The organism is Neoroseomonas terrae (genome assembly GCF_018129025.1).
Lineage (GTDB): Bacteria > Pseudomonadota > Alphaproteobacteria > Acetobacterales > Acetobacteraceae > Neoroseomonas > Neoroseomonas terrae.
Genome location: NZ_JAAEDI010000009.1, coordinates 90544 through 105256 on the forward strand (window position 1 = coordinate 90544; position 14713 = coordinate 105256).

13 protein-coding genes are annotated in these 14713 nt (G+C 66.5%); 9 read left to right on the plus strand and 4 right to left on the minus strand.

The annotated features are described in order from the left end of the window. The first annotated feature begins 33 nt into the window (after positions 1-33). The 4 genes from GXW78_RS28610 to GXW78_RS09930 all read left to right on the plus strand — a co-directional run bounded on the left by GXW78_RS28610 (position 34) and on the right by GXW78_RS09930 (position 2008). The gene (locus GXW78_RS28610; protein ID WP_408904175.1) at positions 34-216 is read left to right on the plus strand and encodes a low affinity iron permease family protein; all 183 of its coding nucleotides are present in this window, start codon (positions 34-36) and stop codon (positions 214-216) included. 156 nt (positions 217-372) lie between these two features. Beyond that, complete coding sequence (locus tag GXW78_RS09920) at positions 373-870, plus strand: ferritin-like domain-containing protein (protein WP_211868352.1); 498 nt, start codon at positions 373-375, stop codon at positions 868-870. 52 nt (positions 871-922) lie between these two features. After that, entirely contained in the window at positions 923-1435 is a 513-nt protein-coding gene (locus GXW78_RS09925; RefSeq protein WP_211868354.1) for a YciE/YciF ferroxidase family protein, read from the plus strand. Positions 1436-1495: 60 nt separating this feature from the next. Then, entirely contained in the window at positions 1496-2008 is a 513-nt protein-coding gene (locus GXW78_RS09930) for a CinA family protein (RefSeq protein ID WP_246522015.1), read from the plus strand. Between the two features lie 9 nt (positions 2009-2017). Here the strand turns inward: GXW78_RS09930 and GXW78_RS28615 are convergent, their stop codons facing one another. Continuing rightward, positions 2018-2419, minus strand: coding sequence for a transposase (locus tag GXW78_RS28615; protein WP_211868356.1), 402 nt, complete (start codon positions 2417-2419; stop codon positions 2018-2020). A 232-nt stretch (positions 2420-2651) separates the two neighbouring features. On the opposite strand from GXW78_RS28615, the gene GXW78_RS09940 reads away from it, so the two are divergent. The 5 genes from GXW78_RS09940 (at position 2652) to GXW78_RS09960 (ending at position 9879) form a co-directional block, all read left to right on the plus strand. Further along, complete coding sequence (locus GXW78_RS09940) at positions 2652-3722, plus strand: GHMP family kinase ATP-binding protein (protein WP_211868358.1); 1071 nt, start codon at positions 2652-2654, stop codon at positions 3720-3722. Next, on the plus strand, positions 3710-4303 hold the full coding sequence (locus GXW78_RS09945; RefSeq protein WP_211868360.1) for a D-sedoheptulose-7-phosphate isomerase: 594 nt from the start codon (positions 3710-3712) through the stop codon (positions 4301-4303). Before GXW78_RS09940 ends, GXW78_RS09945 begins: the two co-directional genes overlap by 13 nt. Next, positions 4303-4998, plus strand: a complete 696-nt coding sequence (locus GXW78_RS09950; protein ID WP_211868361.1) for a nucleotidyltransferase family protein — start codon at positions 4303-4305, stop codon at positions 4996-4998. The genes GXW78_RS09945 and GXW78_RS09950 overlap by 1 nt, the downstream gene beginning before the upstream one ends. Next, on the plus strand, positions 4995-5576 hold the full coding sequence (locus GXW78_RS09955) for a D-glycero-alpha-D-manno-heptose-1,7-bisphosphate 7-phosphatase (protein WP_211868363.1): 582 nt from the start codon (positions 4995-4997) through the stop codon (positions 5574-5576). The genes GXW78_RS09950 and GXW78_RS09955 overlap by 4 nt, the downstream gene beginning before the upstream one ends. A 97-nt stretch (positions 5577-5673) precedes the next feature. Beyond that, entirely contained in the window at positions 5674-9879 is a 4206-nt protein-coding gene (locus GXW78_RS09960; protein WP_211868365.1) for a methyltransferase domain-containing protein, read from the plus strand. 67 nt (positions 9880-9946) lie between these two features. Here GXW78_RS09960 and GXW78_RS09965 read toward each other — a convergent pair whose 3' ends face one another. From GXW78_RS09965 to GXW78_RS09975, 3 genes are all read right to left on the minus strand, one after another. Continuing rightward, complete coding sequence (locus tag GXW78_RS09965) at positions 9947-10663, minus strand: class I SAM-dependent methyltransferase (RefSeq protein WP_211868367.1); 717 nt, start codon at positions 10661-10663, stop codon at positions 9947-9949. 389 nt (positions 10664-11052) lie between these two features. Further along, positions 11053-12549, minus strand: coding sequence for a glycosyltransferase family 4 protein (locus GXW78_RS09970; RefSeq protein WP_211868369.1), 1497 nt, complete (start codon positions 12547-12549; stop codon positions 11053-11055). 63 nt (positions 12550-12612) lie between these two features. After that, positions 12613-14658 carry a glycosyltransferase family 2 protein gene (locus tag GXW78_RS09975; protein ID WP_211868371.1) on the minus strand — a complete coding sequence of 682 codons (2046 nt, stop codon included), beginning with the start codon at positions 14656-14658 and terminating at the stop codon, positions 12613-12615. Between the last annotated feature and the right edge of the window lie 55 nt (positions 14659-14713).

Here is a 14713-nt window from a genome sequence, read left to right on the forward strand (position 1 = left end):
CCTGGGGCTCTTCGCCGTGATCGTCCCTGGCAGGTGGGGACTTACACCGGCACCAGCATCGTGACCTTTCCGACAGTCTTCTTGATCCAGTCGTCGCAGAACCGGGAAACCCCGACGCTACAGGTCAAGCGCGATGGGTTGATCCGCGCGACTGAAGGTGCCCGGACCGCCCGAATGAACCTGGAGGAGCGCTGCGAGAGGAGGTTCGAGACGTGAGTGGAGACTTGCTCTGAAACGGCTATGCCTGAGAGCTTCACCGCACCCGCTCACCAGTCTTGCCGGGGTCGTGTCCCCGCGGCCGAGGAACCTTTTGCCCTTGCGGACGCTTCTGTCGCTGTCCGGTGCCCGCTGCGCGGGCCGGAGGAGAGGCGCATGGCGACGACCAAGGCCGACTATTTGGCTCAATGGCTCCGCGATGCCCACGCGATGGAGGAGCAGGCGGAGCAAATGCTCGGCTCCACGGCGGAGCGCGTGGAGGCGTACCCGGAGCTTCGGCAACGCCTGCTGCAACACCAGACCGAGACGCGAGACCAAGCGCGCCTCATTCAGAGCTGCCTCGCTCGATACGAGACGAGCAACTCCGCCCTCAAGGACATGGCGGGCAAGGCGACCGCCTTAGCTCAAAGCGTCAGCGGCCTGTTCGTCTCCGACGAGGTGGTGAAAGGGCTCATGGCCGGGATCACCTTCGAACATATGGAGGTGGCCGCCTACTCCATCATCGTCGCCGCCGCCCGCCGGCTCGGTGACAACGAAACCGTCGAGATCTGTTCCAGGATCCTGCTGGAGGAAGACGAAATGGCGGCCTGGCTCGAAGAGAAGGCGCCGGAGATCGTCGAGCAGTTCCTCGCTGCTGAAGCCACCTCTGCATAGCTCTCCGCTCACACCGCGTGACCACCTTTCCACCCTCAATGGAGACGCCACCATGGCTAAGACTAAGACGATGGATGACCTGTTCCTCGATACGCTGAAGGACATCTACTACGCCGAGAAGCGCATCCTCCGCGCACTCCCGAAGATGGCTCGGGCGGCGGAAGCCCCGGAACTGAAGGAAGCCTTCCTGAAGCATCGCGACGAGACGCAGGGGCAGATCGACCGGCTCGTGCAGGTGTTCGAGGCGATCGGAAAGCCCGCCCGCGGCAAAACCTGCGATGCCATCGAGGGCATCGTCGCCGAGGGCGAAGAGATCATGGAGGAGTACGCCGGCACGCCGGCGCTGGACGCCGGCCTGATCGCCGCCGCGCAGGCGGTCGAGCACTACGAGATCACCCGCTATGGCACGCTGAAGGCCTGGGCGATGGAGTTGGGGCAGCCTGAAGCGGCGGCGCTGCTCGACGAGACGCTCCAGGAGGAAACCAAGACGGACAAGGATCTGAGCGCCCTCGCGAAGAACGGTGCGAACCGGCGGGCGCAGGACATGAAGAAGGCCACTGCTTGATTGAAGACGATGCGCGGGGAGGAGGCTTCCTCCCCGCTTCTGAACCCGTAAGCTGCTGCCATGAACGCATCGCCTAAGACCATCTCGCCTGCTATCCCGTCGGACATTGCAGACATGGCGTACGAGGTGCTGAAAGCAGCCTGTGACCGCAACCTGCGGGTTGCGACCGCCGAGAGCTGCACGGGCGGACTGCTCGCAGCCCTGCTGACGGACATTGAGGGGTGCTCGCACGCCTTCGAGCGGGGCTTCGTCTCATACACCGATGAGGCCAAGGCTGAGATGCTGGAGATACCCCCGGATCTTTTGAACCGGGTCGGCGCCGTCTCGAGAGAGGTAGCGGAGGCAATGGTCTTCGGCGCCCTTGCCCGGTCGCACGCCGATATCGCGCTGTCGATAACCGGCTACACCGACGACAGCGGTGACGGGGAGCCAGGCCTTGTGTTCTTTGGCATCGGCCGATTTGGCGGTCCGATAGCCGTGGAGGAACGACGCTTTGGCGACATCGGGCGGGGCGCAGTTCGCATTGCCTGTCTATCGACCGCGCTGCAGCTGATTCACCGTAGAATGGAATAGGACCAGCGGTTACGGGCGCCGGCCAGGACTGTTCAAGGGCCATGCCGGGGCGGCGTACCTGTGAATACCTTCATGCCCGGAAATCTTCCTGTAACACCCCGACACGCGCGACCCGTTTGGTCGGTCTTGCAGGGGAATGGAACCGAAGGCACAATGATTCTTTGGGATGGCATGGCTTGCAGGGGGATTGTGGATCGGGCGACGACCGCCGCGGTTACAGCGATTGAAGACTGTTGTGTACGGCCCGTATTCCGGAGGCAGGGCATGCCACCGGCACCCTTCGCGCAGCCGATGGACGATGCCGCTGATCACCCGCCGGTCGTCCACGCACCGCGGTCCGGTGTGGACCGGCGGTAGATGCGGCGCGATCGCCGCCCACGGCGCGTCGTTCAGCCAGAACAGACGCCACACTGTTCATACCCCGCCATTCGGCAGGGTGAATCACCTCTTCACCTTTGCGTCCAGTCGGTACAGACCCTAGCACGTCCAGCACGACGCGTAGGACACGTTGGTTACTTCACACGATGCGGCTTGATCGGCATACTTCCGCGGTAACGTGAGGGGCTACAATGACGTCCGAAATAGACCATTGTAGTATAATGTTGGAATACCCGGCTTTGGTGCGTTGCGCTGAAGCTCCAGCATGAACACTTCGGTATCGGAACGGGGCCGACGCGTGTCGGCCGGTGCCTCAGTCCGAGCCCGCGCGCCGCTACGCCTGGGGCTCGCGGGCGGTGGAACCGACGTCTCGCCCTACGCCGAGCTGTATGGCGGCGCGGTGATGAACGCGACCATCGATCGTTACATCTACGCGAGCGTCGCCATCGCCGAAGACGGCGAAATGCATTTTGAGAGCCACGACCTAGGTTACGCTGAGACCGTTCCCGCCACGACGCTGCTGCCGCTCGACGGCCCACTCGGCCTCCACAGGGCCACGTGCAACCGCGTCATCGCGGATTACTGCGGTGCGCGCCCGATCCCGCTGAGCATCAAGACATTCTCCGAAGCACCCCCGGGATCCGGCCTCGGCTCATCCTCCACCCTCGTCGTCGCGATGGTCCAGGCGCTGGCCGAACTGCTTCACCTTCCGCTCGGGGAGTATGACGTCGCGCGCCTCGCCTACATGATCGAGCGCGAGGATCTCGGCCTGGCGGGCGGTCGGCAGGATCAGTTCGCGGCGACCTTCGGGGGCTTCAACTTCATGGAATTCCGCGGGCACGACGACGTCATCGTGAACCCGCTGCGCATCCGGCGCGATATCATCAACGAGCTCGAATCGCGCACGATCCTCTGCTTCACGGGCGTCAGCCGTGATAGCGCGAGCATCATCGCGGAGCAAGCGAGCAATGTGCAGCACGGCGAGTCGAAGCCGATAGAGGCGATGCATCGCCTCAAGGATGCGGCGATCGAGATGAAGGATGCGTTGCTCAAGGGCGACCTCGACGGCGTGACGCGCACGCTCTCGCAGGGCTGGTTGAACAAGCGCGACATGGCGGGCAGTATCAGCAATGCTGGGATCGAGCGTGCTCTCGAGACGGCCCTCCTCCATGGTGCATCCGCCGGCAAGGTCTCCGGCGCCGGCGGTGGCGGCTTCATCATGTTCCTGGTGCCGCTCGACCGGCGCCGCGCCGTATGGGATGGGCTGAACGCGGCCGGCTTCCGACCCGAGACCGTGCGATACACCGCGGAGGGGGCCACCGCATGGCGGGTGTGACGTTCGTCCGCGCGGCGATCACGGAGACGGCCGAACTCCTGGCCGCGATGGCGGGCGACGACGCGCTCTGCGCGGCCACGGCGCGCGCCGTCGACGCCTGCATCGCCGCGCTGAGGACCGGCGGCAAGATCATGCTCTGCGGCAATGGCGGAAGCGCCGCCGATGCGCAGCACTGGGCGGGCGAGCTCGTCTCCCGCTTTTGCTACGATCGGCCCGGCCTGCCGGCTATCGCGCTGACCACGGACAGTTCGATCCTAACCGCCATCGGAAACGACTATGGTAACGATCGCCTCTTCGCGCGCCAGGTCGAGGCGCTGGGCACGCGGGGCGACGTGCTGATCGCGATCTCGACGTCCGGCAACTCGCCGAACGTGCTCGCGGCGCTGGAGGCAGCGCGCGCGAAGGACATCGCGACGGTCGGCTTCACGGGCCGCGATGGCGGCCGCATGCCGGCGCTCTCCGATATCTGCATCCAGATCCCCAGCGGCAGCACGCCCCGCATCCAGGAAGGGCATGAGGTGCTGGGGCACGCCCTTTGCGCGATGATCGAGGCCGCGATCTTTCCCCGGCAGACCGTGTGATGGTGCAGGAAGCGGTCATACTGGCCGGCGGGCTCGGCACCAGGCTGCGGCCGGTGGTCACGGAGGTCCCGAAGCCGCTCGCGCCAGTGGCCGGCCGGCCCTTTCTCCATTGGCTGCTCGGCGGGCTAGCGAAGCAGGGCATCAGGCGGGTCGTTCTCGCCACCGGGTATCGCGCGGATCTCATCCGGCAATGCCTCGGCGATCGCCATGCCGATATCGATCTCGCCTACTCGCCGGAGGCCACGCCGCTCGGCACCGGCGGCGCGCTCTGGGCGGCGCTCGCCCAGTGCCGGGAAGACCGGGTCGCCGTGCTCAACGGCGATACCTGGCTTGGCCTCGACATCGCCGCACTCGCGGGCGAGGCACCGCAGGCGGACATCGTCCTGGCGATCCGCGACGTCGCGGACCGCGCGCGCTACGGGAGCGTGCAGGCCGACGGCAACCGCCTGCTGGCGCTCGAGGAGAAGGGACTGCTCGGGCCGGGCCTCGTGAATGGCGGCGCCTATCTCGTCCGAACCGACCTGCCACGGCGGCGCCCCATGCCATCCGCCTTCGCGCTGGAGCAGGATGTGCTGGCGCAGCCGAAAGGGCTGGATATCCGGGTGCATCGAACCGCGGCGCCGTTCCTGGATATCGGCACGCCGGAGGATTTCGACCTGGCGCAGGAACTGATCCCCCGCTGGGCTGCATCATGACCGGCCGGGTCGCGCTTTTTCTGGATCGCGACGGCGTGATCAATGACGATTCAGGCTACGTCTACCGTATCGAGGATTTCCGCTTTCGCGACGGCATCTTCGATCTGTGCGCGGCCGCGCAGGCAGCCGGGTTGTCGCTGGTCGTAGTGACGAACCAGGCAGGCATCGGGCGCGGCTACTACACGGAGGCCGATTTCCATCGCCTGACGGAATGGATGTTGGCGCAGTTCCGCGACCGCGGCATCGCGCTGGCGGGCGTCGAGTTCTGCCCCGACCACCCCGATCACGGCATCGGCGCCTACCGAAGAGACAACCCGCGCCGCAAGCCTGGTCCGGGCATGATCCTGGACGCCTGCGCCCGGATGAGGATCGATGCACGATCGTCGCTGATGATCGGCGATCGTGCCACCGACATGCTGGCGGGGCGCGCAGCCGGTATCGGCACGCTGATCCTGATCCCCGCCGACCGGGCCGAGGCGGATGCCGCACCGCCGGATACGATCGTCCTTCCCGACGACGATCTGCTGTCTGCGGCCGATTACTTCCCTCGCAATGCCGCGAAGGCGCCGCAACGATGACGGGCGGCGGAGCTGCCGCCCGGCCGGCCAGGCGCTTCGGCACGCTGGGGGACCGCATCATCTCGATCCACGTCATTCCGTCTGAGTGAGCCAACAGATGACCGACGCCATTGCGCGCCGAAGCGCACGTACCGACGGCAACTTCGTCGTCCCCCGCCCAAGCGTTGATCTGCCCTTCACCGGCGAACGCATGACCTCCGTTATGGAGGGTCAGATCGAGTTCGAGCACTTTCACCGGTACTGCCTGGCGCGGGATCTCTGCGACGGGCTGGATGTCCTCGATGTCGCGTCGGGCGAAGGATACGGGTCTGCGCTCCTGGCAGGCGTCGCGAAAAGCGTCGTTGGGGTCGAGATCGATCTTGCTTCCGTCGCGCATGCTCAATCGGCCTATGGCGGCCCGACGCTCCAGTTCCTGCCGGGCGACGCCTTGGCATTGCCGATCGGCGACGCGAGCGTCGATGCCGTCATTTCCTTCGAGACACTGGAACACCTCTCCGACCAGCCGCGCTTCATCCGCGAGGTTCGGCGCGTGCTGCGACCCGGCGGCCTGTTCATCGTCAGCACGCCGGATCGCACGGTATACTCGGCTCCCGGCAGCGAACCGAACCCGTACCACGTCCTGGAGCTGACGCCGTCTGAACTGGCCGGGCTGCTGGGCGCCAGTTTCCGCAACTATACGATGCTGCAGCAACGCCCGCTGCTCGGGTCCCTCATGGCCGGTGGAACGGGGGAGAATTGGCGGAGCTTCGAACGCCGGAGCGCGGATCGAATCGAAGCGACGGCGGGATTGTCGCGCGCCCATTACCTCGTGGCGCTCGCCAGCGACGCGCCGCTGCCGGAGATCGGACCGTCCATGTACGCGGATCGGCGCCGCGTCCATGAGGTCGTGCAGGAGGCTCTGAGCGTCCCATCGCTTCGCCATGCGCTCGCTGCCGCCCAGTCGGAACTCGGAGCGGCGGAGGCGAGGCTCGACGATGCCCGGCGAGCCGATCGGGACGAGCTGCAAGCCGCCCGCCTGGAACTCGACGAAGTGCGGCGTCTCCACCAGAGCGCGCTGCAGGCTGCTCGCGCGGAGATCGAGGACGCCCGGAACGTCCAGCAGGCGGCGCTGCGGGCGTCGCGTGCCGAGATCGAAAGCCTTCGCGACGCGCATCACGCTGAACTGCAGGCGTCGGATGCGAGCCGCGCGCGTGCCGTCACCCTCGACCGCGACCTGGAGATGGCCCTGAAGGAGCGTGATTCCGCCGTCGGGATGCATGCGGCGGCGGCCGCCCAGGCCGCCAGCATCGCCAACGATCGCGATGAGGCGCAGCGCCAACTCGCGGCGTCTGAGGCACGCCGGGCGCAGACCGAGCAGGCCCTCAATGCGGTGTGGTCCAGCACCTCGTGGCGCATTCTGGGTCCGTTCCGCCGCGCCGGCAGGCGCTTTCCTTCCACCGCGCGCCTGCTGCGCCGCGGCTTGAAGGTGGTCTGGTGGACGCTGTCGATGCAGATCGGTTATCGATACATGCTCTGGCGGCGGCACCGGAACGCGCCGCAGGCCCCCATGCCGGCGCTCCCGATGCTGCCCGGCGCGGCTGCGGCGCCGCTGAGCCCCGACCCCACGCCGATGGCGGCGAAGGATCTGCGCCTGGCCTTCCAGACGCTCCACGGCACCGCCGCGATCTACTTTCCCCCGGTCGCCGAGCCTGAAGTCTCCATCATCATCCCCGCCTACCGGCATCTGGACGAGTTGCTGACGTGCCTGCGGTCGATCAGCACCGCTCGCCAGGGGAGCCCCTCATTCGAGGTGATCGTCATCGATGACTGCCCCGAGTATCCGGTGCTGTGGGCAGTGCCGCGAAGCGGCGGCCTCCTCGGCATCGCGAACGAGGAGAATCTCGGCTTCCTTCTGAGCTGCAACCGCGCGGCTTCCAAGGCCCGCGGCCGCATCCTCTGCTTCCTTAACAGCGATACGATCGTGACGCGGGGTTGGCTCGATCACCTCGTGCGGGCCCTGGAGGAAACGCCGCGCGCAGCGCTCGCTGGCAGCATGCTGCTCAATCAGGACGGAACCATTCAGGATGCCGGCTGGCGTATCGCGGGCAACGGCTGGGGGCACCCGCTCGGCCGCGGCACCGATGCCCAGAATGGCGCATACACGCATCGCCGCGCCGTCGACTGTGTCACCGGCGCGTGTTTCTGCGTGCCGCGCGCCGTATGGGAGGACCTCGACGGCTTCGACACCGCCTATGCGCCCGCGTTCTACGAGGAGTTCGACCTCGCCTTTCGCGCGAAGCGAAAAGGGCTCAAGGTCATCTACGAGCCGGCCAGCCGTGTTGTTCATCTCGGCAGCGCCTCCTACGGGGCGGAGCGGCGGGATGCGCTGTCCACGATCAACCACGCGACGTTCTCCGCGCGCTTCGCCGACGTTCTGCGCAAGCAGCCCAACGATCTGTCCGACGAATTCACGATTCGCCATGCCGGCCCGGAGCGGCCGACCATCCTGGTAATTGACCAGGACGTTCCTGTACCCGAACAGCACGCGGGCGACGTGACGATGGCGGGCTATCTGCGCATTCTCGTCGATGCCGGATGGCGCGTCGTCTTCGGACCGCATAGCGGCGTCGCCGCAGGATTGCCCTGCGAGGCGCTCGAGGCGATCGGCATCGAGATGATCCGGGCGCCGCAGACCATCGCCGGCTGGCTCGCGGCGCATGGGCGGCATCTCCGGCAGGTGTGGATCAGCCGCCCTCACCTGGCGATCGACCTGCTCGCCACCATTCGAGGTGCCACGAATGCGCCCATCGCGTACTACACGCACGACCTGCATTTCCTGCGGATGAAGCGCGAGGCCGATCTGCACGACAGCGCGGAGATGGCCGAAGCCGCCGAGCGAATGCGCTCGATGGAACTGGACGTGCTCCGGTCCGTCGATCGCGTCCTCACGCCGAGTGCGGAGGAGGGCGACATGATCGTGCGCCTGGTCCCGGCGGCCAAGGTCACGACTGTGCCGCCCTACTCCTACAAGGATCATGAAATCCGCGCGCGCAGCGCAGGGGAGTTCAATGGCCTGACCGACGTGCTGTTCGTCGGCGGCTTTCCCCATCCGCCGAACGTCGATGCGGCATTCTTCATCGCACGGGAAGTCATGCCGCTCGTCTGGCGCGTCCGGCCTGACGCGCGGCTGCTCCTGGTCGGCTACGCGCCACCACCCGAGGTCCAGGCCCTTGCCAGCGACCGCATCGTCGTCACCGGGCAGGTTCCAGACCTCGCGCCGTGGTTCGAGCGCTCCCGCGTCATGCTTGCGGCGCTGCGCTACGGCGCGGGTGTGAAGGGCAAGGTCGTCGAGGCGATGCGCGCCGGCCTTCCCGTCGTGACGACCGCGGTCGGCGCCGAGGGCATCGGCATCGTGCCGGATCAGGAAGCGATCGTTGCGGAGGATGCGGCCGGGCTTGCCGCCGGCGTCCTCGCCCTGTTTGACGATCCGGCGCGCTGCACCCGAATGTCGGCGGCTGGCGCCGCACTGGTCGCCAGGCGCTTCTCGCTCGCTGCGGCACGCGCCACGGTGGATTCGCTTTTCAGCGTGCGGCGCTGCTCGTCCTGCGGCTCGACGAAGCTCGCACCACCGCCCGCGACGGGCGATGGCCGCGAATCCTTCTTCTGCCATGACTGCTTCGCCCTGGCGCGCTGCGAGGCCCTGGCCCGGGTGATCCTGGCGCGCTTTGCCCGGCAAGGCGAAACGAGCCTGCCGGAGCTGATGGCGGCGCATCCCGGATTGCGCATGCACGAGCTCGGGTTCGTCGGGGGCATCGCTGATAGCCTCCGCGGACTTCCGAACTACTCGGAATCGGAGTTCTTCTCGGATGTGCCGGTCGGCACCTCAGGCCCCGGCGGCGTGCGCTGCGAGGATGTCACGCGCCTGACCTTCGATGACGAAAGCTTCGACATCATTGTCAGCCAGGACGTGATGGAGCATGTGCCGGACCCGGTCTCGGGCTTCGCCGAAACGGCGCGGGTGCTGCGTCCTGGCGGTTCGCATTTTTTCACGGTCCCGCTTGATCCCGATCTCGATCGGAGTGCCACCCGCGCCACGCTCGGCCCGAACGGCGTGGTGCACGTGCTTCCGCCGGAATATCACGGCGATCCGGTGCGCTCCGAGGGGGCCCTTGTCTTCACCGAGTACGGCCGCGACCTGCCGGAGCTGGTCGCCCGCGCCGGTCTTCAGCTCGTTGAGCATGAGCAGGGCGTGTTCGGCGGCGACAGCCGCGCGCCCCTGCGTGTCTTCGAGGCGATCAAGCCGGCCGGCCCTCCGCCAGGTTGATGACAACACGAGCACTCACGAGGGACGCCCCCCACCTCCCGCGTGATCATGGAGCCGGTAGATCGGTTCAGGGATAGATCGAGACGACCTTGCTGTGGAACATGGTCGTCATCTTCATCGAATCGTGGTGGGCTAGCGTGTTCCGGCAAGCGTCGACGAAATGCGCGTGCCAGCCGACGCCGACCATGAACAGCTTGTGGTGCGCATAGAGGAACGGAGCGACCCTCGGGACGCCGGCACAGAAAAGGCTGGCCGCTTGCGTGACACCAGGCCAATGCGGATGCATGAAATCGTCCAGGATGATCACGCCGCCGGACGACAGGCAATCCTCTGCGGTCCGCAGGTCCGAGAGCGTGTGTTCGACCGTATGGCAGCCATCGACCGAGAAAAGACGAAACGGCCCGCGATCCCTGACCAGATTGACGCGATCCAGCGCCGTCAGCGCCGTGCTGTCGGTCGCGATGTAGACATGGTCGATGTCGCACCGGCCATAGGCGGCAACGTTGCTTTTGATCTTCTCGAGGCTTCCCTCGCCGGCGCCGTCGATGTTCTTGCTCTGGTCATCGAACACGTCGAGCGCCGTCATTTTCCCGTCTGGCGGCAGCAGGCTGGCGAGCGCAATGAAGAACTTGCCGTGAAAAACGCCAATCTCCGCTCCGTGCCCGGCAATCCCGGCATCCGCCTGAATCTGGTCGACCAGTTTGAGATAGGCGAGCAGGCCCCCATGAACCCAACCCTCGACATGCGGAAAGCCCTCACGCCAATACCTGTCGATGGCCGACACCAGTTGCCTCCTGCGCCGAAACTGAAATCATGATAGATTCGATTTCGAATTATAACAGACTGAAAACCCGGGCAGGTGGCCGATTCGATTAATCTCAACGGACCAGCCACCTGGCCGGTTAGGGGCCGCCAATGCGGTCCGGCGAAAGCCCAGCTAACAGGGGGTTTACGACTGGCTCATGAGGGCACGAAGAGCCGATGCCAACGGTCCCCATGGCGGCCGTCCGTATTGTCGTTCGCGATCAGATGATTCCATCTGATCGGGAGCTGCTCGGGTGTCCTGATCGCGAAGTCCTGCGGCCTGCGCTCACCGGCCACTGACCTTTTCTTTGAGTGGGCTGCTTGTCCGCTTCGTTCGTTGGCAATCCAGCGAACTTCGTTGGCAGGACACTATCGCCGGGTTTTCGGATGCCCTCGCGCGACCTGTTCGATGGCTTCCTGCCAGCGTGGCGCGAGGGCAGCCGGGGTGTAGAGCGCCGCCTGCCTGAGCCCACGCTCCGCCAGTTCGCCGAGATGCCCCTGGTCGCGAGGGAGTTCGGCGCTGCGGGCCAGCAGCGCCGCCAGTTCGGTCTCGTCGTAGGGATTGAAATAGTCGGCGGCCTCGCCATACACCCAGCGATGCACGGGAATATCCGACGCAAGGAGCGGAGCGCCGCACGCCATTCCCTCGACGCCGGAATAGTCGAAGCCCTCGGCCCGGCTTGGCGCGACGACACAATGGGCCATCGAGTAGAGCACGCGGAGTTCCGGTAGCGGCACGCCCGCCAGGTGGTAGGCTCCCTCCCGAACAAGCATCTTCAGTTCGGCGAGTTCGGCGTCGGAACGCCATCCGGGATTGGCGACGATCAGGAGCTGAATCGGCTGCTTCGTCATGCGCTTCGCCATCTCGAACGCAGTGAACAGCTTCAGGTAGTTCTTCCGAGGCTCCAGCGTCGAGACGGCGATGAACAGCCGCGGCAACTCGGCGGGCTCCGGCCCGGGGCGGCGGCTGGCCGCGGTGGCGGCGCTGGCGCGGCGGGAGAGGATGGTGCGCAGTTCGTTCTGAGACCGTACATCCGGCCGGTATTCCGGAGCGACGACGGCCGGGATGGTGTGCACACGCTTCTCGGCCTCCGGGAACAGGCGAAGGACGTCTCCTCGGACCGGTTCCGAGTCGCAGTAGAGGATCGCGCCGTCCTCGATGTTCCGCTGTAGCATCCGGCCATGGCTCAGCGCATGCGGCCACGGCTCCCCGATCGTATGGGGGCTGATTAGCGGCAGTGCATCATAGTAGCGAACGAGCTTGGCGGTATTCGGGGCGAGCGCGTAGGGGGAGACGGTGGCGGCGAAGAACACGTCCCACTCATGACTTTCGATCCTGCGCTCGAAAACGCGGGGCAGCAGCGTAAGCGACCGGGCGTATTCATGCCCCATCTCGGTCGCGTAGTACTCCGCGCGCGGAAGGATGGCACGGTCCTGGGGCGCGAGCGTGCGGTCGAACAGCTTGACCCAGAGATAGTCGTCGAAAACCTCCGGATCGATCCGCAGGTCGAGCTTCTCCCGCCGGAACGCCTCCGTCAGCGCCAGGTACGGGCGAAACAGGCGGCGCCGGACGAAGCCCGGCAGCTGGGCGAATCCCTTTGCCCAATGCTGCCTCTTGGTGTCCTGGCTGATCAGCACTTGGGTCTGCGCGAGCACCTTCTCGTACGGGGTTCGCATCTTCGGCCGGCGCGAGGTGTAGTGGATGCCCGAGGCCAGCCCGGCGAAACGCCGCAACGGGAATTCGGAGAACATCGCGAAGAGCAGGCGCGCCTCCTGCGGGATCCCTGCAAAGCCCTCGTAGCACGGGCGCAGGTCCATCATCAGGGATGGGCCGGATTCGCGCGGGACGGTGTCGGCATTTGGCATCGGTCTTGGCTTTCGGTCCGGGATTGTCACGCGCCGCTGTCGGACGATGTCGTGGTCAATGCCTCACGCTTCCCACGGCCGCGCGCGGCGCGGACGGGTCAGGACGAGCGGCCCGGCCTCGGTGGCCAGCAGATTGGGATTGAGGAAGGGGTCCTCATCGAGCGCGCGTCCCCACAACTCCCGCATCAGCGACTGCTCGGCGCGGAAGCGCGCCAGTTTGGTCGCGTCGAGCGCCTCGTCGCCGCGCGTCGACAGTTCGCGATGCGTCAGGGTCGCATGCGGCGTCCAAACGACCCGCAGGCCGGCGGCGCGCACGCGCAGGCAGAGGTCGACATCGTTCCACGCGACGGCCAGCTTCTCCTGCATGCCACCGATCTGTTCGAACACCGAGCGGCGCATGGCCAGGCAGGCGCCCGTCACGGCCGAAAGGTCGCGCGTGCAGGCGAGTTGTCCGTCGTAGCCCGGATCGTCCGACCTTGCGTGGCGACCGACATGGGTCGCCGACCCATTGGGCCCGAGCAGCAATCCGGCATGTTGAAGCCTGCCGTCCGGATAGAGCAGCTTGGCACCGACTGCTCCCACATCGGGGCGCATCGCGTGGGAGACCATTTCCCGCAACCAATCAGGGTGCAGCGGCTCCACATCATTGTTCAGGAGCAGCAGCACCTCGCCGGTGGCGCGGGCGGCGGCGACATTGTTCATCGCCGCGAAGTTGAAGGGCTCGTGCCGGCGCAGGACCGAGGCGCGGGCTGTCGCCGCAAGCCGGTCGAGCAGCGTCAGGGCCTGCGGGTCGGTGCTGCCATTGTCGACGATGATGAGTTCGAGCGACGGGTAATCCGTCGCCTCCAGCAGGCCGCGGATGCAGGCGGCAAGTAGCTCCGGCCGATCGCGGGTCAGGATCAGTGTGCTGACCAGCGGCGGCGGCTCCGGCAGGCGGAACCGCAGACGGGGCCACTCGCCCGGCTCGATCGAGACGAGGCCGGGGGCCTGCCGCGGCGGTGTCGTGGCGGGGGCCGGCCAATCGGTCGGCGGCGCGGACCGGTGGCAAAGAACGGCGGGGATATGCCCGACGCGGTCCACCCCGATCAGAGCCACCGCCTGCAAGGCGAGGTCATAGGCGGCGAAGGGCGCGGCGACCGGCCGCCGGACACGCCGCAGCAGGCTCGCGCGATACATCGCCAACTGGCCGATGGCATTGCCTACGAGCAGAAGATCTGCCGAGAGATCCGGCTTGAAGCGCGGAGCGCGGCGGTGGATCCCGCGGCCGACATCCTCGTCGCTGTAGACGAGTTCAAGTTCGGGGCTTGACTGAAACGTCGCAACCACTTCCTGGAGTGCGGAGGGCGCGAGCGTGTCGCCCGGCTCGAGGAAACAGATCAGCGCCTCATCCGCAGCGGGAGGCGGCCAGGGCTGGCCGTCCGGCGACGGCGCTTTCAGGACCAGCCGCGGCTCGGCCGCCGCAGCGGCGGCCAGGGCCTGGGCGGCCCATGGTGACAGCGTCCTGGCGGCAAGGTGGAGTTGCCAATGGGGATAGCTCTGGCCCGACAGGCTTTCCACGCTCCGCAGCGCGCTTTCGATGCTCGTGTCGCTCGCGGTCATGACGATGATTACGCCCGGTCCCGTCTGGGATGGCGGCGGAGCGATCCCGGCAGGTGCTGGCGTATCGTAGGTGGCAACCCACAGGTGATAGGCGGTATCGTCATCCGGCGGGCTGCCGGGTGCGAGGCCCGGCAGCAACGGCAGCGACGCGCGAAGCGGCGGCGAATCCGCAAGCATCGCGATGGCCTCCGCCTCGTCCGCGCCAAAGTCGATCGCCGCCTGAAGCAACCTCATCGCGGCAATGCGCTGGTCGCCGTCAAGTCCGGCGTTCGAAAGGCTGACCTCCAGGGAGATGTTCTTCGGCGCCGCTGACGGTTCCGCGCGTTGCGTGGACTCGGCAGTCGAGATGACATCGGCCGCAAGACTGCGCAATACTTCGCCCGCCTGCAGCCGCTCTACGCCCGACTGAAGTTCTGTCCTATTGGGGTCGCGTCCGAGGGCGACGCGATACAGCCGCACCAACCGCTCGCCATGCCGTCTGATCTCGGTGAGAGAGTTGAATGAAGCCATATGATATTGCTATCGTCCTTCTTTGATGCTCGCAACCAGTCGGTTTTGTGTCTAA